Annotated in this window: 19 protein-coding genes; 16 read left to right on the forward strand and 3 right to left on the reverse strand. The window is 38.0% G+C overall.

From position 1 onward, the window contains the following. Nucleotides 1-68: 68 nt before the first annotated feature. Together MHH71_RS17810 and MHH71_RS17815 are read left to right on the forward strand one after the other, a co-directional pair. Nucleotides 69-830: a MerR family transcriptional regulator gene (locus tag MHH71_RS17810; RefSeq protein ID WP_033799234.1), complete on the forward strand. Its 762-nt coding sequence runs from the start codon at nucleotides 69-71 to the stop codon at nucleotides 828-830. Next, nucleotides 827-1,438 (forward strand): hypothetical protein, encoded by a 612-nt coding sequence (locus MHH71_RS17815; protein ID WP_018781291.1) that lies wholly within the window; start codon nucleotides 827-829, stop codon nucleotides 1,436-1,438. The genes MHH71_RS17810 and MHH71_RS17815 overlap by 4 nt, the downstream gene beginning before the upstream one ends. A gap of 19 nt (nucleotides 1,439-1,457) precedes the next feature. Here the strand turns inward: MHH71_RS17815 and MHH71_RS17820 are convergent, their stop codons facing one another. Next, the gene (locus MHH71_RS17820; protein ID WP_006096548.1) at nucleotides 1,458-2,867 is read right to left on the reverse strand and encodes an amino acid permease; all 1,410 of its coding nucleotides are present in this window, start codon (nucleotides 2,865-2,867) and stop codon (nucleotides 1,458-1,460) included. 212 nt (nucleotides 2,868-3,079) lie between these two features. Between MHH71_RS17820 and MHH71_RS17825 the strand changes: the two genes are divergently transcribed. The 10 genes from MHH71_RS17825 to trxB all read left to right on the forward strand — a co-directional run bounded on the left by MHH71_RS17825 (nucleotide 3,080) and on the right by trxB (nucleotide 15,204). Next, nucleotides 3,080-3,508: a DUF4362 domain-containing protein gene (locus MHH71_RS17825; RefSeq protein WP_006096547.1), complete on the forward strand. Its 429-nt coding sequence runs from the start codon at nucleotides 3,080-3,082 to the stop codon at nucleotides 3,506-3,508. 297 nt (nucleotides 3,509-3,805) lie between these two features. Next, a complete protein-coding gene (uvrB, locus tag MHH71_RS17830) occupies nucleotides 3,806-5,782 on the forward strand; it encodes an excinuclease ABC subunit B (protein ID WP_006096546.1) in 1,977 nt (658 codons plus the stop codon). A 5-nt stretch (nucleotides 5,783-5,787) separates the two neighbouring features. Further along, entirely contained in the window at nucleotides 5,788-8,658 is a 2,871-nt protein-coding gene (gene uvrA / locus MHH71_RS17835) for an excinuclease ABC subunit UvrA (RefSeq protein ID WP_006096545.1), read from the forward strand. Between the two features lie 319 nt (nucleotides 8,659-8,977). After that, the gene (locus MHH71_RS17840; RefSeq protein ID WP_033799233.1) at nucleotides 8,978-9,352 is read left to right on the forward strand and encodes a phage holin family protein; all 375 of its coding nucleotides are present in this window, start codon (nucleotides 8,978-8,980) and stop codon (nucleotides 9,350-9,352) included. 162 nt (nucleotides 9,353-9,514) lie between these two features. Further along, nucleotides 9,515-10,444, forward strand: a complete 930-nt coding sequence (gene hprK, locus MHH71_RS17845; RefSeq protein ID WP_016112515.1) for an HPr(Ser) kinase/phosphatase — start codon at nucleotides 9,515-9,517, stop codon at nucleotides 10,442-10,444. 23 nt (nucleotides 10,445-10,467) lie between these two features. Next, nucleotides 10,468-11,280: a prolipoprotein diacylglyceryl transferase gene (lgt, locus tag MHH71_RS17850; protein WP_003201869.1), complete on the forward strand. Its 813-nt coding sequence runs from the start codon at nucleotides 10,468-10,470 to the stop codon at nucleotides 11,278-11,280. A 65-nt stretch (nucleotides 11,281-11,345) separates the two neighbouring features. Further along, complete coding sequence (gene ppaX, locus MHH71_RS17855; protein ID WP_003201871.1) at nucleotides 11,346-11,984, forward strand: pyrophosphatase PpaX; 639 nt, start codon at nucleotides 11,346-11,348, stop codon at nucleotides 11,982-11,984. Nucleotides 11,985-12,005: 21 nt separating this feature from the next. Beyond that, nucleotides 12,006-12,527: an acyltransferase gene (locus MHH71_RS17860; RefSeq protein ID WP_006096543.1), complete on the forward strand. Its 522-nt coding sequence runs from the start codon at nucleotides 12,006-12,008 to the stop codon at nucleotides 12,525-12,527. 131 nt (nucleotides 12,528-12,658) lie between these two features. Beyond that, a complete protein-coding gene (locus tag MHH71_RS17865; RefSeq protein WP_003201874.1) occupies nucleotides 12,659-14,170 on the forward strand; it encodes a tetratricopeptide repeat protein in 1,512 nt (503 codons plus the stop codon). Nucleotides 14,171-14,247: 77 nt separating this feature from the next. After that, nucleotides 14,248-15,204 (forward strand): thioredoxin-disulfide reductase, encoded by a 957-nt coding sequence (gene trxB / locus MHH71_RS17870; protein ID WP_006096542.1) that lies wholly within the window; start codon nucleotides 14,248-14,250, stop codon nucleotides 15,202-15,204. Nucleotides 15,205-15,286: 82 nt separating this feature from the next. Here trxB and MHH71_RS17875 read toward each other — a convergent pair whose 3' ends face one another. Together MHH71_RS17875 and MHH71_RS17880 are read right to left on the reverse strand one after the other, a co-directional pair. Beyond that, on the reverse strand, nucleotides 15,287-16,168 hold the full coding sequence (locus tag MHH71_RS17875) for an IS3 family transposase (protein WP_006097496.1): 882 nt from the start codon (nucleotides 16,166-16,168) through the stop codon (nucleotides 15,287-15,289). Between the two features lie 8 nt (nucleotides 16,169-16,176). After that, nucleotides 16,177-16,473: a transposase gene (locus tag MHH71_RS17880; protein WP_033799504.1), complete on the reverse strand. Its 297-nt coding sequence runs from the start codon at nucleotides 16,471-16,473 to the stop codon at nucleotides 16,177-16,179. Between the two features lie 209 nt (nucleotides 16,474-16,682). On the opposite strand from MHH71_RS17880, the gene MHH71_RS17885 reads away from it, so the two are divergent. The 4 genes from MHH71_RS17885 to MHH71_RS17900 all read left to right on the forward strand — a co-directional run bounded on the left by MHH71_RS17885 (nucleotide 16,683) and on the right by MHH71_RS17900 (nucleotide 20,558). Then, nucleotides 16,683-17,492 carry a DUF368 domain-containing protein gene (locus MHH71_RS17885; RefSeq protein ID WP_006096510.1) on the forward strand — a complete coding sequence of 270 codons (810 nt, stop codon included), beginning with the start codon at nucleotides 16,683-16,685 and terminating at the stop codon, nucleotides 17,490-17,492. A 214-nt stretch (nucleotides 17,493-17,706) separates the two neighbouring features. After that, the gene (locus MHH71_RS17890; protein WP_003201880.1) at nucleotides 17,707-18,432 is read left to right on the forward strand and encodes a (Fe-S)-binding protein; all 726 of its coding nucleotides are present in this window, start codon (nucleotides 17,707-17,709) and stop codon (nucleotides 18,430-18,432) included. Between the two features lie 16 nt (nucleotides 18,433-18,448). Further along, complete coding sequence (locus tag MHH71_RS17895) at nucleotides 18,449-19,876, forward strand: LutB/LldF family L-lactate oxidation iron-sulfur protein (protein ID WP_006096511.1); 1,428 nt, start codon at nucleotides 18,449-18,451, stop codon at nucleotides 19,874-19,876. Then, entirely contained in the window at nucleotides 19,857-20,558 is a 702-nt protein-coding gene (locus MHH71_RS17900; RefSeq protein WP_018783320.1) for a LutC/YkgG family protein, read from the forward strand. Before MHH71_RS17895 ends, MHH71_RS17900 begins: the two co-directional genes overlap by 20 nt. The last annotated feature ends 76 nt before the right edge of the window (nucleotides 20,559-20,634 follow it).

The raw sequence follows: 20,634 nt of genomic DNA on the forward strand, positions 1-20,634 counted from the left end.
TGAATTTTTTTACAAAAACACTTGAAAGTTACGTTACGTCATCTTTTATAATGAAAGAGGAAAGGGTGATGGAAATGATCTCGATTCAAGAACTTACAAAGGAAACAGAAGTTACGGTAAGAACACTTCGTTATTATGATCAAATTGATTTGTTGAAACCAAGCGGGAAAACAGAAGGTGGACACCGTTTATATAGTGAAGGGGACGTCATTCGTTTGCAACAAATTTTATTTTTAAAAGAAATGGGTTTCTCGTTAAAAGAGATTATGAATATACTAATGACAGATGAATTTAGCTTAAGAGAATCATTGGAAAAACAGCTTGAGTTTGTACAAGAAGAGCAGAAAAAGTTTAATCGGATGGAACGGATTTTACAAGCTGTTGTGTATTCGGCTGAGTTAGAGGGAGAGTTAGATTGGAAAATTATGTTCGAACTTATTCAACTTTCGAGGCAGTCTCCTCGTATACGTGAAATATTTCAAAAGCAAGTGTTTTCAGAGGGTGAGCAAAAACTTCTTCGCAATTTGCCAAATATGAGCGAGGAGGATGAGAATGTTCGAGAATGGGTAGATGTGTTAAAACAGTTACGCAGCTTTATGAAAGAAGAGAAGGATGCATCTCATGATGCCGTGCAAGAAACTATAAAAAAGCTAATGGCTAAGTGTTTGGAGATGGCAAATGGGGATGAAGCATTTCTAGATAAATTATGGGAAGTACGAAAGTCAAAAGAAGACTCGCAGAAGATGAATATGTATCCAATTGAAGAGGAGCTTCTAGTGTATATGGATGAGGCTTTTCGTATATATGATGAGAAGGAGCGCGGAAAATGAGTATACTTGCAGAGTATCGTTGGTATTTCTTAATTGGTGCAGAAATTGTATTTTGGATATCAGCAATTGGTTTCTTTTTACTTCGTTACGGATTTCGATTACGGAAAGCTAGTTTCATTGCTGGCATTGTGTTACTTCTCAATGAAGTTTTTATTTTAGCTTTAGGTGTCATGGATTATTATGAAACTGGTAAGTTTTCTAACTTTCAAATCATTACATTAGTGATATTGCTATATGCACTCTTTTATGGGAAAAAAGATTTAAAGAAATTAGATATACGTGTACAGAAACTCGTTGCAAGGTGGCGGAATGAACCACTTACACATATAGAAGAACCACTAGAGCTAACAGGCTGGGCTTACACAAAGCAGGAGATTGGAGAATGGAGTTTACATCTCGTTTTGTTTATCGTTGTTCATATTGTCTTTTTCTTTATGTATGGATTCGTGCCGATTGAACAGTGGGGAAATTGGCTTGAAAAAGGAATTGTGTTAAATGAGGCAGCCAGCCGTGTGAGTCAAGTTTGGGGAATTGTATTTTTAGTTGATACGGTAATTACATTTTCATATGTGTTTTTTCCAAAAAAAGAAAAAAAGCTGCTGTCCTAATGGGACAACAGCTTTTTCATTATGCAACGTCTTCTTTTTGTTCATTTTGTAGCGTACTATTTTTGTAACCGTAACTGAAGTAGACAACAAGTCCAATTACAAGCCATACTGCAAAGCCAATCCATGTTGTTGCTGGGAGCTGCAATGCTAGATATCCACAGAATAGAACAGCTAAAGCAGGAATCCATGGTACTAATGGTACTTTAAAAGCACGTGGTAGTTCTGGTTGTTTTTTGCGTAAGATGATTACCCCAATGGATACAACGATGAATGCGAATAGTGTACCGATATTTGTTAATTCTGCTAGTTTGTTTAAAGGAATGAAACCAGCAAAGAAAGCAACCATAGTTGCAGTAATCCAACTATTGATAACAGGTGTTTTTGTTTTCTTGTTCACGCGAGAAAGTACTTTTGGTAGTAAGCCATCGCGGCTAATTGCGTAAAATAAACGTGTTTGTCCATATAACATAACGAGTAATACAGTTGTAATTCCAGTAATTGCTCCTAAAGAAATGAAACCTGCGATCCAATCTTGTTGGATGTATTGTAGTGCAAATGCAACAGGGTTTTTAACACCTAACTGATCGTAAGGCACAATTCCAGTTAAAATTAATGAAACAACGATATATAAAATTGTACAGATTGTTAAAGAAGCAATAATGCCGATTGGCATGTTACGCTGTGGGTTTTTTACTTCTTCAGCAGCTGTTGATACAGCGTCAAATCCGATGTAAGCAAAGAATACAGTTGCAGCTCCAGTTGTTACGCCAGAGAAGCCGAACGGCATAAATGGTGTCCAGTTTTCAGGTTTGACATAGAAAGCGCCAACACCGATAAATAGTAAGACAACAAAGAGTTTGATAGCTACCATAATCGCATTAAAGCGAGCTGATTTTTTTGCTCCTCTTGTTAACAACAATGTCATTAGAAAGATAATACAGATTGCCGGTAAGTCTACGTATGTTCCAGCTTCAGGATTATATGCGCTTGTTAAAGCGGTAGGTAATGTAATCCCGAATCCACTTAATAATCCTTGGAAATATCCTGACCAACCAGAGGCAACAGCTGAGGAAGCTAAGCCGTATTCTAAAATTAAATCCCACCCTAAAATCCAGGCGATTAATTCTCCAAATGTTGCATAGCTATAAGTGTATGCACTACCAGATACCGGTACAGTTGATGCGAATTCAGAATAACATAGTGCTGCAAATACACAGGCTAAACCGGATAAAATAAACGATAGAATAAGTGCTGGTCCTGCGTGTTCTGCTGCGGCAACACCAGTAAGAACGAAAATGCCTGTTCCAATAATGGCGCCGACCCCGAGCATTGTGAGATCAAATGCACCGAGTTCTTTCTTTAAAGATGCCCCTTTTTGTTCTGCCTGTGCTAATAATGCTGAAATGGATTTTTTCCGAAATAGATTCATATAGATCCCTCACTCCTTAGTTGTTATAATATTCTGAAAAATATTCCCATTTTGTCGTATCGTGTCGAATCTTTGTAGTTCGTATTCTAAAGTAAAATAATATTTTTGTAAATATTTATTTTTTAGAAAATTCTACCTATTAATATTGTTCTTCTAGTTAATCTCGTGTTGAATGATAGTATAAAGCCAAAACAAGCTGGAGAGGATTTAATATGAGAAAAGGAATTGCCTTATTGTGTTTTCTATTTTGTATTGGAAGCTTAGTAGCATGTTCACAATCGGGCGGTAAAATTGATGAGAATAATGATGTGATTGCAAAAGGACATAAAATTTCTAATTTACATAAATTCGAGAAGTTCTTCATGAATGTTGAAAAAGGTAGAGCGGATAAAATATGCATTGTGAATTATACACATGAAGGAGATCCAATCTTTCAAACGCTAGAATATGTTGGGAGAGAAATCAGCTATAAGGTAGATAATTCTTATGATAAATTTGCTGGTAAAGATAAAGGAATTTACTCCGATACTTGTAAAAAGATAATGAAAGATACTCGTGAAGATATAAGGTATACGCTACATGATTGTGTGAAAGAAACAGGTCATAATGGATATGACCTGTTACGTATATCGGCAAAATAAATGGGATTAAAAAAGGAAGGGGCTTATAAAAAGAAGAAACCTTCCTTTTGCTATGTTTATCCCGCTATTTGTGGGCAGTAAGACTCCCATCTCAAGATTCAGAGAGAAACGAGGAACAACTGCCCGTAAAAGACAGATTTATTAACCATCAGTGGAGATGAAGAAAACCCCTACTGATGGAAGTTTCACTTTATATTGTCGAAAACTTTACCGAATATCTGTTCGTTTTCTTGGTTTTTTCATGGGCATTCGTGGTAAAATGAGAATACAGATTTTTTACGAGGAGGTCGGTTTTGTTTGGAACATCAATTTGAGATTGTCTCAGAATATTCCCCGCAAGGTGATCAGCCAAGAGCGATACAGCAGCTGGTAGCGGGGATTAATAATGGTAAGAAACATCAAGTGTTGCTTGGAGCGACAGGAACGGGAAAGACATTTACGATTTCGAATGTTATTAAAGAAGTGAAGAAGCCAACGCTTGTAATGGCTCATAATAAAACATTAGCAGGACAACTGTATAGTGAACTCAAAGATTTCTTTCCGAACAATGCTGTTGAGTATTTTGTGAGTTATTACGATTATTATCAACCGGAAGCGTATGTACCACAAACCGATACGTTTATTGAAAAAGATGCACAAATCAATGATGAGATTGATAAATTACGTCACTCAGCGACATCAGCTTTATTTGAACGAGATGATGTCATTATTGTAGCAAGTGTTTCTTGTATTTACGGCTTAGGTTCGCCAGAAGAATACCGTGAACTTGTGGTTTCTTTACGCGTTGGTATGGAAAAGGACCGTAATCAATTGCTTCGTGAACTTGTTGATGTGCAGTACGGTCGTAATGATATTGATTTTAAACGCGGAACATTTCGAGTGCGCGGAGATGTAGTTGAGATTTTCCCAGCATCGCTTGATGAACATTGTATTCGGATTGAGTTTTTTGGCGATGAGATTGATCGTATCCGTGAAGTGAATGCCTTAACAGGTGAAGTATTAGCAGAACGTGAACATGTAGCAATCTTTCCGGCATCTCACTTCGTTACACGTGAAGAAAAAATGAAAGTTGCCATTGAAAATATTGAAAAAGAATTAGAAGAACGTTTAAAAGAATTAAATGATAACGGTAAATTGTTAGAAGCCCAGCGTATTGAGCAGCGAACTCGTTACGATTTAGAAATGATGCGAGAGATGGGATTTTGTTCGGGGATTGAAAACTACTCCCGTCATTTGACGCTCCGTCCAGCTGGTTCAACACCATATACATTAATAGATTATTTCCCTAAAGATTTCCTAATTGTTATGGATGAGTCGCATGTAACAGTGCCACAAGTAAGAGCGATGTATAATGGGGACCAAGCGCGTAAACAAGTGCTTGTTGACCATGGATTTCGCTTGCCGTCAGCGATGGATAATAGACCGCTTATGTTTGAAGAGTTTGAAGAGAAAACGAATCAAGTTGTGTATGTATCAGCAACACCGGGTCCATATGAACTAGAGCTTACACCGGAAGTTGTGGAGCAAATTATCCGTCCAACGGGGCTTTTAGATCCGCAAATTGATGTAAGACCAATTGAAGGGCAAATAGATGATTTATTAGGGGAAATCCATGACCGCATTGCGAAAAATGAGCGTGTATTGATTACGACATTAACAAAGAAAATGTCAGAGGATTTAACAGATTATTTAAAAGATGTTGGTATTAAAGTAAACTACCTACATTCTGAAATTAAAACGCTAGAGCGGATTGAAATTATTCGAGATCTTCGCCTTGGTAAATTTGATGTGCTTATTGGTATTAACTTGTTGCGAGAAGGGCTTGATATTCCAGAAGTATCACTCGTAGCGATTTTAGATGCGGACAAAGAAGGGTTCCTACGTTCAGAGCGATCATTGATTCAGACAATTGGTCGTGCCGCGCGTAATGAACACGGTCATGTAATCATGTACGCAGATCGCATAACGAGATCGATGGGAATTGCAATTGAAGAGACGAAACGCCGTCGTCAAAAGCAAGAAGCTTACAACGAGGAACATGGCATTACACCGAAAACAATTCAAAAAGAAGTACGTGACGTGATTCGTGCAACAACAGCTGCAGAAGAAACAGAAGTGTATGAAGCTGGGCCGGCTAAGAAAATGACGAAGAAAGAACGAGAAAAAACAATCGCGAAGATGGAAGCAGAAATGAAGGAAGCGGCAAAGGCACTAGACTTCGAGCGTGCAGCTGAGCTGAGAGATTTACTGCTAGAATTAAAAGCGGAAGGGTGAAAATAGTGAGCAAAGATTTTATCGTTGTAAAAGGTGCGAGGGCACATAACTTGAAAAATATTGATGTAACCATTCCGAGAAATCAGCTCGTTGTTGTGACAGGTCTGTCTGGTTCAGGGAAATCATCATTAGCATTTGATACGATTTATGCCGAAGGGCAGCGCAGATACGTGGAGTCTTTATCCGCGTATGCGCGCCAATTTTTAGGGCAAATGGATAAACCGGATGTGGATACAATTGAAGGGTTATCGCCAGCAATTTCAATTGATCAAAAAACGACGAGTCGTAACCCGCGTTCAACAGTCGGAACGGTGACAGAGATTTATGATTATTTACGCCTATTATTTGCGCGTATTGGGACACCAATCTGTCCGAACCACGGGATTGAAATTACATCACAAACGGTAGAACAAATGGTAGACCGTGTTTTGGAATATCCAGAGCGCACGAAATTACAAGTGTTAGCACCGATTGTATCAGGTCGTAAAGGTGCACACGTGAAAGTATTAGAGGATATAAAGAAACAAGGTTATGTTCGCGTTCGTGTTGATGGAGAAATGCTTGATGTGTCTGAAGAAATTACGTTAGATAAAAACAAGAAGCATTCCATTGAAGTCGTAATTGACCGTATCGTTGTGAAAGAAGGGGTTGCAAGCCGCCTTGCAGATTCTCTTGAAAGTGCATTGAAACTAGGTGGAGGTCGTGTATTAATCGATGTGATTGGAGAAGAGGAGCTTTTATTTAGTGAGCATCATGCTTGCCCGCATTGTGGTTTTTCGATCGGTGAATTAGAACCTCGTATGTTCTCTTTCAATAGCCCATTTGGTGCGTGTCCGTCTTGTGATGGGCTTGGCTCAAAGTTAGAGGTAGATTTAGAACTTGTAATTCCAAATTGGGATTTATCGTTAAATGGGCATGCGATTGCCCCTTGGGAACCGACTAGTTCGCAATATTATCCGCAATTACTGCAATCTGTGTGTAATCATTACGGCATTGATATGGATATGCCTGTGAAGGATATACCGAAAGAGTTATTTGATAAAGTGTTGTACGGAAGTGGAGAAGAGAAGGTTTATTTCCGTTATGTGAATGACTTTGGACAAGTGAAAGAAAGTGATATTTTATTTGAAGGAGTTATTCCAAATATTGAACGTCGCTACCGTGAAACAAGTTCTGATTACATTCGTGAACAAATGGAGAAGTATATGGCGGAGCAGGCGTGTCCGAAATGTAAGGGCGGCCGCTTGAAGCCAGAAAGCTTAGCTGTTTTTGTTGGCGGAAAAACGATTGCGGATGTAACGAAGTACTCTGTTCAAGAAGTTTATGATTTCTTCGAGGGCATTGAACTGACAGAAAAACAAGAAAAGATTGCTCGTTTAATTTTACGTGAAATTAAAGAGCGCGTAAGTTTCTTAATTAACGTTGGACTTGATTATTTAACATTAAGCCGTGCAGCAGGAACATTATCAGGTGGAGAAGCACAGCGTATTCGTCTTGCAACGCAAATTGGTTCTCGTTTAACTGGTGTATTGTATATTCTTGATGAACCTTCTATCGGTTTACATCAGCGTGACAATGATCGCTTGATTCGTACACTACAGGAAATGCGTGATTTAGGAAATACGCTAATCGTTGTTGAACATGATGAAGATACAATGATGGCGGCTGATTATTTACTTGATATTGGCCCTGGCGCAGGAATTCATGGTGGGCAAGTTGTGTCATCTGGCTCGCCAGATGAAGTGATGAATGATGATAATTCATTAACAGGGCAATATTTAAGCGGTAAGAAATTTATTCCGGTCCCACTTGAGAGACGTAAAGGGGATGGGCGTAAGGTCGAGATTATTGGTGCAAAAGAAAATAACTTAAAAAATGCGAAGATGTCATTCCCGCTTGGGACATTTGTAGCAGTAACCGGCGTATCTGGATCAGGAAAAAGTACGATGATCAATGAAGTTCTATATAAATCGTTAGCACAGAAATTATATAAAGCGAAAAGTAAGCCAGGAGCTCATAAGGAAATTAAAGGCCTTGAGCATTTAGATAAAGTTATTGATATTGATCAATCACCAATCGGACGTACACCGCGCTCGAATCCAGCAACATACACAGGCGTTTTCGATGATATCCGTGATGTGTTTGCGCAAACGAATGAAGCAAAAGTACGTGGGTATCAAAAGGGACGTTTTAGTTTTAACGTGAAAGGTGGTCGTTGTGAGGCTTGCCGCGGTGATGGGATTATTAAAATTGAAATGCATTTCTTACCGGATGTATATGTTCCATGTGAAGTATGTCATGGAAAACGTTATAATCGTGAAACGTTAGAAGTGAAATATAAAGATAAGAACATTTCTGAAGTACTAGGAATGACGATTGAAGATGGGGTAGAATTCTTTGCCAACATCCCGAAAATTAAACGGAAGTTGCAGACGCTTGTAGATGTAGGGCTAGGCTATATGAAATTAGGGCAGCCGGCTACTACATTATCGGGTGGTGAAGCGCAGCGTGTGAAACTTGCATCTGAATTACATCGCCGTTCTACAGGTCGTACGTTATATATTTTAGATGAGCCGACAACCGGCTTACATGCACATGATATTGCACGACTTCTAGAAGTATTACAGCGCCTTGTTGAAAGTGGGGAAACTGTGCTTGTTATCGAGCATAACCTAGATGTAATTAAGACAGCAGATTACATTGTTGACCTTGGTCCAGAAGGCGGAGACAAAGGTGGTCAAATCATTGCGTCAGGTACGCCGGAGCAAGTTGTAAAAGAAGAGCGTTCCTATACAGGGAAGTATTTAAAAGAGATTTTAGAGCGTGATACGGCTCGTATGAAAGAGAAGATGAATGAGGTTGAGGTAGGGAGCTAAGCCAATTGGCTAGCTCCTTGTTTTTGTTTGGGAGAGGATTTAGCGTGACAGGTATACAAGTATAAGGGCTGGAATAAGTTGTTATATAAACTCATTTCGATTTTCAGCATACAAATCACGGCTACGAAGCCAAAAGGAGACTCCTACTCATTTCCTCCCTCTGTTTTCACATGGCATGGGGCGAACCTCCTATGCATGGGTGGATGCTCTCTTCCCAAAAAAAAAGAAAGGTTTTCCCTCGCTTTTTTTTATGGTTACTTGGCGTTTGCTATCCATTAGCGTATGATTAAGTATATATATCAAAAGGATGTGTAAGAAAATGAGATGGATTCTATCACTTCTTGTGAATAGCGTCGTATTAATTGTTGTATCAGGTCTTCTAAAGGGAATTGCACCAGACGCATTTTACATAGAAAACATACAAACCGCGATTATCGCGAGCGTTATTTTGTCGATTTTAAATGTATTTGTAAAACCGTTATTAATTTTAATTACGTTACCGATTACTGTTTTAACATTTGGTTTCTTCCTAATTATAATTAATGCAATTACATTAGAGATGACAGATTCTTTGTTAGGTGATGCTTTTAACATATCAGGATTTGGTGTAGCAATTCTTGCGGCAATTTGTATTTCTATTTTAAATATGCTGATTGATAAAGTAATTGTCGAGCCATTATCTGAGAAAAAATAGAAAAATGACAAAAAGAAAAACATTTCATGAATCTCATGAAATGTTTTTTTCTATTTAGTAGAAACCATATTTCTTGTTTTCAGAAAAAAATGGTACAATATCGGTTAGAATGGAATTTTACATCAAATGAGAATGAACCCGCAGCGGAGTGGAGGTTTACATATGCCGAAAGTAAGGACAAAAGATTTAATTGAGCAATTTCAATTGGAATTAGTAAGTGGTGAGGAAGGAATTCATCGTCCAATTGATACAAGTGATTTATCGCGACCTGGAATTGAAATGGCAGGATTCTTTACATATTATCCAGCAGATCGCGTACAGCTTCTTGGAAAAACGGAGCTTACTTTTTTTGATACATTAACAACTGAGCAAAAGCAAGAAAGAATGACAGCTCTTTGTACAGAAGAAACGCCGTGTATTATCGTAACGCGTAGTCAAGATGTACCTGGAGAATTATTGCAAGCATCACGTGAGTTTGGTGTGCCTCTTTTACGCTCTTCCCAAACGACGACAAGACTATCAAGTCGTTTAACAAATTATTTAGAAGGTAAGTTAGCACCAACAACTGCCGTTCACGGTGTATTAGTAGATATTTACGGCGTTGGTGTTTTAATTACAGGTCAAAGTGGCGTCGGGAAAAGTGAAACAGCACTTGAACTTGTTAAACGCGGTCACCGCTTAGTTGCGGATGATAGCGTAGAAATTCGTCAAGAAGATGAAGATACGTTAGTAGGAAGCTCGCCAGATTTAATTGAGCATTTACTAGAAATTCGTGGTCTAGGTATCATTAACGTCATGACGTTATTTGGTGCAGGGGCTGTGCGAAACTACAAGCGTATTACACTTGTGATTAATCTTGAGATTTGGGATCAAAAGAAAAACTATGATCGTCTAGGTCTTGATGAAGAGAAAATGAAAATTATAGATACAGAACTTACGAAGATTACACTTCCAGTTCGTCCTGGCCGAAACTTGGCTGTTATTATTGAAGTAGCAGCAATGAACTTCAGATTAAAACGAATGGGAGTCAATGCAGCACAACAATTTTCTGAGCGCTTAATGAGTGCGATTGAACTAGGAAATCAAGAATAAATTAGGAGAGAGAGGTCATACATATGCTGTTAGGTTCTGTACCACAGCTAGATCGTGTAGCGATTCAACTTGGGCCGTTCCCAGTCTATTGGTATGGGATTATTATTGGGACAGGTGTTTTGCTTGGACTTTGGCTAGCTACGCGCGAGGGTGAACGATTAGGTATTCCAAAAGATACTTTTGTCGATCTTGTTTTAATTGCGGTACCAATCGCGATTATTTGCGCACGCGCATACTATGTTATTTTTGAGTGGGAATATTATGTACAAGACCCAAGGCAAATTATTAATATTCGTCAAGGTGGATTGGCGATTCATGGTGGTTTAATCGGAGCGGTGATTACGGGGATTTTCTTTGCGAAAAAACGCGGTATTTCCTTCTGGAAGCTGGCTGATATTGCAGCACCAAGTATTCTTCTTGGACAAGCAATTGGCCGATGGGGGAACTTTATGAACCAAGAGGCTCACGGCGGTGAAGTAACAAGACAGTTTTTAGAAGGCTTACATTTACCAGAGTTTATTGTGAATCAAATGTATATTGATGGTGTATATTATCATCCAACGTTCTTATATGAATCATTATGGAATTTTGCAGGTGTAATTCTATTATTGTTATTACGCAAAGCGAATTTACGCCGTGGTGAATTATTCTTTACGTATTTAATTTGGTATTCAGTTGGACGTTTCTTTGTGGAAGGCTTACGTACGGATAGCTTAATGTTAGGACCGCTTCGCATTGCGCAAGTGATGTCCATCGGGCTTGTTGTTATTTCTATCATTTTCATTATTGTGAGACGTATAATGGGGCAAGCTGATAAAAGATATTCAGAAAACTAGAGAAAAGTAGCATCTTATATGAGATGCTGCTTCTTTCATATTCAGGCAGTGAAAGGATCGAGCATATGAAAATAAATACAGTGTTATTTGATTTAGATGGAACATTAATAAATACAAATGAACTTATTATTTCTTCTTTTTTACACACGTTAAATAAGTACTATCCAGATCAGTATAAGCGCGAAGATATATTGCCATTTATCGGTCCATCTTTGCATGAGACGTTTCGTTCAATGGATGAGGGCAAGGTAGATGAGATGATTCAGTGCTATCGTCAGTTTAATCATGACCATCATGATGAACTAGTGGAAGAATATGAAACTGTCTATGAAACCGTTCAGGAATTAAAGAAACAAGGTTATAAAATTGGAATTGTGACCACGAAGGCGAGACAAACAGTAGAAATGGGTTTAAAGCTTTCAAAATTAAAGGAGTTCTTTGATGTTGTTGTAACAATTGATGATGTAGAACACGTGAAACCACATCCAGAACCTATTCAAAAAGCATTGAAACTATTGGATGCAAAACCGGAAGAAACATTAATGGTTGGTGATAACCATCATGATATAGTAGGCGGACAAAACGCAGGTACGAAAACAGCGGCAGTGGCATGGACGATTAAAGGTAGAGAGTATTTAGAATCGTATAAGCCGGATTATGTACTAGATAGAATGAGTGATTTATTATCCATTTTGTCTGAATAGTAGATAAGGGGAGAGAGCAAAGTGCGACGGACAACGTGCTACCCTGTTTCAGGAGCAAATTCATTATGGAATGTGTATAAAACAGTATCCTTCTTTAAGGTAATGAAAAATTTTATTGTTATTCAAATTGCACGCTATACGCCATTTTTATCCGTGAAGAACTGGTTGTATCGCACGTTTTTACGGATGAAAGTCGGAGAGCAAACATCATTTGCACTTATGGCTATGCCTGATACTATGTTTCCAGAAAAGATTACAGTTGGAGCAAATTCAATAATTGGCTACAATACAACGATTTTAGCTCACGAATATTTAATTACGGAATATCGTCTTGGAGAAGTAATCATAGGGAATGAAGTGATGATTGGAGCAAATTCCACTGTATTGCCAGGTGTGAAGATTGGGGACGGTGCTATTGTTTCAGCAGGTACGCTTGTTCACCGTGATGTACCAAGCGGTGCTTTTGTAGGTGGAAATCCAATGCGTATCATTTATACGAAGGAAGAGATGGCAGAGAGGAGAAAGTCAATGTTAAAAATGTAACATTTCCCTTCTCTTTTTATGAATAAAAAGGAAATAATTGATTATAATATACTGTTTTGTTTTTTACGGAATCGTTTATACTTATAAATAGAAGAAGGTATGAACGAAGAAAACAAAAAACTGGAGGATATATGGGGAAAAATCAAAGAATATTTAAGGAGAACGGACAAGTTATCTCTTTTAATCAATTAGCTGATTTCTTTTATAAAAAAGGGATGAAGTCTTATCGCAATCATAAATTACAAGATGCGATTAAATATTTTCGAAGAGCGGCACAAAGTGAGAAAGAGCCGTTTATTTTATGTCAATTAGCTACGGTATTATCGGAAGTCGGTGAGTATCAAGAATCAAATCAAATTTTCTTGAAACTGATTCGTTCGAATTCTAATATTGAACAGTGCTATTATTTTGTAGCAAATAATTACGCATATCTTGGCTTGTTTCAGCAGGCGAAGAAGTATGCGGAGCAATATTTAGAGATAGCTACAGAGAAGGAATTTGTGGAAGAGACGTTAGAATTGCTTGAAATTATGGAAGAAGAATCAATGGATGCGGAAGAGTTTGAAGATGAAGATGAGTTAATTGTCATGCAGGAACAAGCGAACCGTTATATTCGCAACGGACAATTAGAAGAAGCAATTGCTACACTTGAAGTTGTTACGAAAGATTATCCGGAATTTTGGTCGGGTTATAATAATTTAGCAATTGCTCATTTTCAGTTAGGAAATGTAGATAAAGCATTAAAGTTAACAGAGATGATTTTAGAGAAAAATCCTGGTAATATGCATGCGTTATGTAATACGCTTATTTTTCTATATTCAATTGGAGAGCATAAGCAAGTAGAAGCGTTAGCGAAGCAACTAGAATCCGTATATCCAATGTCATTTGAGCATCGATTAAAGCTAGGAACAACATTCGCGACAATTGGTCACTTTGCATCGGCATATAAATGGTTAAGGTTATTAAAGCGTCAAGGTTATGAAGGAGATGTCAGCTTTTACTATTGGTTTGCATACTCTGCTTATATGATAAAAGATCAACAGACAGCGGAAAAGATGTGGCAATCTGTTGTAGAATTACACCCTGATAAAAAAGGGAAAGAGCCGTGGAATGCCCTGCATTTAGCTGATGAAGGACAGAATGTTTTGTTTGAAGAGCTGAGGAAATCTTTCCAGCAAAGTACAACGTTAGAAGAGCAAATGTTAGCACTGTATTTAATGAATGAATTAACAACACCTGAGAAGATTGGCTTTTTCTTTGATGTGACGCAGGCGAAAAATCGTGTGCCAATTGTTTCGCAACTGGCAAAATACTTCTTTTTAATGAGCAGTCATAAGAGTATTCCGAGCGAGTTACAACCGTTTGAACAATGTATTCGGATTGCGGATGCCTTATATAACTATACAAATAAAGAAGATGAATTGATTGAAGAGTGCTTACATTTCTGGTTTTGTACTTTTATACGCCTATATACATCTGGGACGGTATTTACAAACGTGTTTGGTTGGTCTGCGGCAATCGAGTATATTGTGCGCGGAGAACAGAGAAATAAAATGACACAGGCCGAACTTGGAAATATATATAATGTATCTGTGGCAACTGTGAGAAAATATGTGCAAGTAGTAAAGCGTACTCACGCGTAGGCAAATCATTGGGAAAAAACAGATGCTAACAGTATAATGAGGGTAAGTTATGGTAGGAATGAATAGGAGTGAATAGTGTGTCAGAAGAAAAAATTTATGATGTCATTATTATTGGTGCTGGGCCAGCTGGGATGACAGCTGCAGTGTATACGTCTCGTGCAAATTTAAGCACGCTTATGCTTGAACGTGGTATTCCAGGCGGACAAATGGCAAACACAGAAGATGTAGAAAACTATCCAGGTTATGAATCTATTTTAGGACCCGATTTATCAAATAAAATGTTCGAGCATGCGAAAAAATTCGGTGCTGAATATGCATATGGTGATGTGAAAGAAGTCATCGATGGCAAAGAATACAAAACAGTTGTAGCTGGTAAAAAAGAATACAAAACACGCGCAATTATCGTTGCAAGTGGTGCAGAGTATAAAAAAATCGGTGTACCAGGTGAAAAAGAACTTGGTGGCCGTGGTGTATCATATTGCGCGGTATGTGACGGCGCTTTCTTTAAAGGGAAAGAACTTGTTGTTGTTGGCGGCGGAGATTCTGCTGTTGAGGAAGGTGTGTATTTAACACGTTTCGCATCAAAAGTAACAATCGTTCACCGTCGTGATGCTCTTCGCGCACAGAAAATTCTTCAAGACCGTGCTTTCCAAAATGAGAAAGTGGACTTCATTTGGAATCATACTGTAAAAGAAATTAACGAAGAGAATGGTAAAGTAGGTAGTGTAACACTTGTAGATGTTAACACTGGTGAAGAACAAGAATTTAAAGCAGACGGTGCTTTTATCTATATCGGAATGTTACCATTATCAAAACCATTTATTGAGCTTGGCATTACAAATGAAAATGGTTATATTGAAACAAATGAACGTATGGAAACGAAAGTTCCTGGTATTTTCGCAGCTGGTGATGTTCGCGAAAAAATGCTTCGTCAAATTGTAACAGCAACTGGCGATGGTAGTATCGCAGCACAAAGTGCACAGCATTATGTAGAAGAGTTGTTAGAGGAATTAAAAACTGTAACAGAAAAATAAGGATGTAAATCCTTTTCGAAGAAGAAAGCTACCTTCGTATTGAAGTGACCCCTGTCAAGTAGACTGTATTCAAAAAGCACAACTAAGTAACCTGAGTTCTATATTTATATGGACTCAGGTTATTTAATTTCTTTTGAAATCTTTGGTGATTATAAAAGTGTATATATTTGCGCACGGCAAATTTAACCTCATCAGCTTTGCGGAAAGAGTATAAATGAAAACACTCTGACTTAAAGTGGCTGAAGAAGTTTTCTATACAAGCATTGTCCCAACAGTTTCCCTTCCGAGACATACTAGCCTTCATCTGATATTTTTTTAGTAATTGATTATATTGACGGGATGTGTATTGGAACCCTTGATCACTATGTAGGAGAATCCCTTTCGCATTTCGCTTTTTCCTTGCCTTCTTAAGTGTATCTAGCACTAATTTAAGGTCGTTTCTACGACTGATTTCATAGGCAACAATTTCATTGTTGTACAAGTCTTTAATAGCGGATAAGTATAATCTCTGTCCATTGAAAATCAAGTAGGTAATATCTGTTACCCATTTTTCATTCGGTTTTGAAGCTTGGAAATCCCTGTTCAGATGGTTATCTGAAATCACATAAGCTTCTTTTTTTCCATAATAAGGTCGTTTTCTCCTAATAATCGCTTTGATACCTAGTTCACCCATCAACCTCTGTATACGTTTGTGATTAACGTGAAGGTTATAGGTGACTTTCAGCCAAACTTGTACTCTTCTGTATCCATAAATTCCCCTAAGTTTTTTATGGCACTTCAATATCTTTTTCTTGATTTTGACATCCTCCGATTGTTTTTCAGAAGGCGTCGAGTGCCGTTTTATCCATTTGTAGTACCCACTTCTGGTTACACCGGCAATATCGCATAGAACGGTAACCGTAAAACCTTTTTCCGACATCTCGTGGATGACTTCAAACTTTCTCGCTTTGGATACAGCTTTCATTCCTCCTTTTACATCCCTAAGAGCTTTTTTAACATTTCATTTTCCGCTTCTAATCGTCTGATCTTAGCTTCTGGATCTTCTGGCTTGATTCTTGGCCTACCTACACCTGGCCCTTTCGCTTTACCACGTTTTTCTTCTAGTCCTTTGATACCTTCAGCCTCAAAGTGTTTCACCCAACGTCTTACTACTGAGTGATCAATTCCTAGTTCTTTAGCGACCGTTTTGTATCCCATTCCTTCTTTAAGGTATAAATCTACTGCTTTTTTCTTAAATTCTATATCGTAAGTTACTCTAATTTTACCCATAGAAAAAATCCCCTCCATAGTAAACAGATTAATGTGCTTTCTTTTTACTGTCTACTATAAGGGGATCATATCATATAGAAGGTAGCTTTCTTTATTTTTCGTTTGGAATGTAAAATATTTGTCAAATTTCTCATGGGACGCACAAGTAGTTATTGTTATACTAGAATTTACGAAAAAAATGATTATGGGAAATGAGGAGTTTATTCAGTATGGAATGGCGTAATATATATCGCGGTTTTTGTATGGGAGTTAGTGATTTAATTCCTGGTGTGAGCGGCGGGACAATTGCTGTTGTACTAGGGATTTATGAAAGATTGCTTGCGGCAATTAGTGGATTCTTTAGTCGTGAATGGAAAAAACATTTAGGCTTTTTAATTCCGCTTGCTGCTGGTGTGGCGGTGGCACTTTTAACATTAAGTCATGTGATTAAGTATTTGCTGGAATATCATTATGAGCCAACACAGTTTTTCTTCCTTGGTTTAATTTTAAGTATTTTACCAATGTTAATGAAGGAAGCGAATGCAAAGGAAACATTTAAAGCAGGACATATTGTTATACTAATCGTTGCAGCGGCTCTTGTAGCTGTAACAGCATTCTTTAAGCCAGATAAAGCGGCAGATCCAATTACTACGTTAACAATTTTAAATACAATTGGGCTATTTTTGGCAGGATGGATGGCGAGTATGGCTATGCTACTTCCAGGGATTAGCGGATCATTTATTTTATTAATCATTGGTGTATATCCAACAGCGATTAATGCATTAACAACATTAAACCTACCGCTAATTGCAGTCACTGGTGCAGGTGTTATGGTTGGATTTGTGGTGAGTAGTAAAGGGATTAGCTACTTATTAGCACATTTTAAAAGTGCAACATTCGCTGCAATTATTGGGCTTGTCATCGGATCGATTGCAGTAGTATTTCCTGGGATTCCAGCCGGTGGTATGTCGATTGTAAGTTCTATTATTACGTTTATTTTAGGGTTTGCGATTGTATCGTATTTTAGTAAGAAAAAGTGATTGAGAGATAGCTCTCAATCACTTTTTTTGTTATTTGTATTTATATTTTTTGTATTTTTTACCAAGAATATACGAAAGCGATCGTTTTGGTGAAAAAGTTACTTGAGCTTACTTTTCTGCTTTATCTTGCCTCTTAACATTTGGTAGGAAAGTAAACCACCTGTAAAAGTACAATTCATGACGGGCTACTTTACTTTATTTGGGGGTGTCAAATATGAAAGTGTCAATATTTATCACTTGTGTTGCAGATGTTTTTTATCCAGAAGTAGGAAAAGATGTCGTGGAAATTCTTGAAGATTTAGGGTGTGAAGTTGATTTCCCTAAAGACCAAACCTGCTGCGGACAGCCTGCTTATAATAGTGGTTATCATAAAGAAACAAAAACAGCTGCAAAACATATGATTAAAGCTTTTGCTAATTCGGAATATGTTGTAGCGCCATCAGGATCTTGCGCTATGATGGTTCACGAGTTTTCTAGTTTATTTTCTGAAAGTGAAGCAGAGTGGAAGAAAAAAGCTACTGAACTTGCAAATAAAACATATGAATTCACACAGTTTCTTGTTGAAGTATTAGGGAAAGAAGACTTAGGTGCGGAGCTTCATAAAAAAGCAACGGTTCATACATCTTGCCATATGAGCCGATTAATGGGGATTAAGGAACCGCCGCAAAAATTATTAAAATGTGTAAAGGGACTGGAAGTTGTTTCGTTACCACATAATTATGATTGCTGTGGATTTGGGGGCACATTCTCAGTGAAAATGCCAGAAATCTCTGAGCAAATGGTCGATGAAAAAGTAAAGCATATTATGGAAACCGGTGCAGAACTGTTAATCGGGATGGATTGTAGCTGCTTAATGAATATAAAAGGACGTTTAACACGCAATGGTTATCCAATTGATGTAAAGCATATTGCTCAAGTATTAAATGAAGATCGAAAATAAGAGGGGGGATATAAAGATGGGAATGAAAATTGGGAATGATCCTTTTCATAAGCGTGCTGAAACAGGTATAGGGGATCAATTCATGAGACAGGCTGTCAGGAAAGCGCAAGATGGTCTTAGAGGCAAGAAATTAAAAGCTACTGAGAGTCTTGGGAATTGGGAGGAATGGCGAGCTTTAGGGGAAGAAATTCGAAAGCATACATTAGAAAACCTTGATTATTATTTGTATCAACTGAGTGAAAATATTGAGAAAAATGGTGGTTTTGTTTATTTTGCAAAGACTGCAGAAGACGCAAGGGAATATGTAAAAGGGATTGTAAAAAAGAAAAACGCGAAAAAAATTGTGAAATCAAAATCTATGGTAACGGAAGAGATTAGTTTAAATGAAGCGATTGAAGAGGCTGGAGGAGAAGTGTTAGAAACGGACCTTGCCGAATTTATTCTGCAAGTGAACGACCACGATCCTCCATCACATATTGTTGTTCCGTGTCTTCATAAGGATAAAGAACACATTTGTGAAATATTTAAAACAAAGTTAGATTATACTGGAACATCTGATCCTACGGAAATGGCGAGGTTTGTAAGGGATTATTTGCGTGATGATTTTTTTACAGCGGATGTAGGGGTGACAGGATGTAACTTTGCTGTTGCAGAGTCTGGGTCTATTTCTATCGTGGCAAACGAAGGAAATGCAAGACTTACCACGACGCTTCCGAAAACGTTAATTACAGTTATGGGAATGGAACGTATTGTTCCAACATGGGAAGAGCTTGATGTATTAGTAACACTTCTATGCCGAAGTTCTGTAGGACAAAAGTTAACCAGTTATATTACAGGATTAACCGAGCCCGGTGGGACAGACGGACCTGAGGAATTTCATTTAGTCATTGTTGATAATGGTCGTTCTAATATTTCAGGAACAGAATTTCAAAGTATCCTTCAGTGCATTCGCTGTGCGGCTAATGTATGTCCCATATATCGGCATATCGGTGGACATGCGTATGGCTCCATTTATCCAGGACCGATTGGAGCTGTGTTGACACCACTTTTAGGAGGATATGATGAATACAAAGATTTACCTTATGCATCTAGCCTTTGTGGAGCTTGTACAGAAGCGTGTCCAGTGAAAATACCGTTACACGATTTATTAATTAAACATCGCCGCCACATTGTAGAAGAAGCGAAACAATCACCTGTGGCTTGGAACGTTGCTATGAAAGGTTTTGAAAAAGCGGTGAATAGCTCCAGATTATTTTCTCTTGCTGCAAAGACCGCTCCGTATGCATTAAAGCCTCTTACAAAAGGGGACAAGATCGAACGTGGAATCGGTCCGTTAAAAGCTTGGACGGATGCGAGAGATTTTCCAGTTCCAGAAAAACAACCGTTTAGAGATTGGTTTAAAAAACGTGAAAAGGAGAACGATAATGGCCATCCAAAATCGTGAGGAATTTTTATTCCAATTATCAGAAAAGCTTGGCAGAAAACGTCCGGAAGCAGTAAAAAAACCGAACTGGTCTTTTTCTCCGCAGTGGACTGTTTTTGACGGATTAACACAAGATGAACTTGTATTGAAATTAATAGAGCAATGCGAGGTAATCCATACACAAGTTAAGCGAACAACAAAGGCCAGGCTTGTTGAAACATTACAATCTTTTCTCACAGAATGGAATATTCAATCTGCTGTGTATTCTAATGATGAACGGTTTGAGGAATATGGTCTCAGTCAATTTTTAAGCAATGAAGGTACAATGCATTTTCGTAAGTGGGGCTTAGATCATAAAGAAGAGAACATAGAATTTGCGAAAGCTGCTGACCTTGGCATTACGTTCAGTGATATCGCTCTTGCTGAATCAGGAACCGTTGTTCTATTTAATGATGGATTAAAAGGAAGGCACGTTAGTCTTCTTCCTGAGTCATATATTGCAATTGTTCCTAAAAGTACGATTGTGCCAAGGTTAACCCAGGCTACAAAAGTCATTCACCATCAAAATAAAGCGGGAGACAAATTGCCAGCTTGTGTGAATTTCGTTTCTGGTCCGTCAAATAGTGCAGATATTGAAATGAATCTCGTCGTAGGTGTACATGGGCCAATCAGAACAGCGTATATTATTGTGGATGATCAATAAGGATTTACGTCTCTTACCAAATAATGAGTTAAAAGATTTGACTTGATCTTTGTATATTGCGTATAAGATATGCCAA

The sequence above is a fragment of the Bacillus sp. FSL H8-0534 genome, from assembly GCF_038005885.1.
GTDB lineage: Bacteria > Bacillota > Bacilli > Bacillales > Bacillaceae_G > Bacillus_A > Bacillus_A pseudomycoides.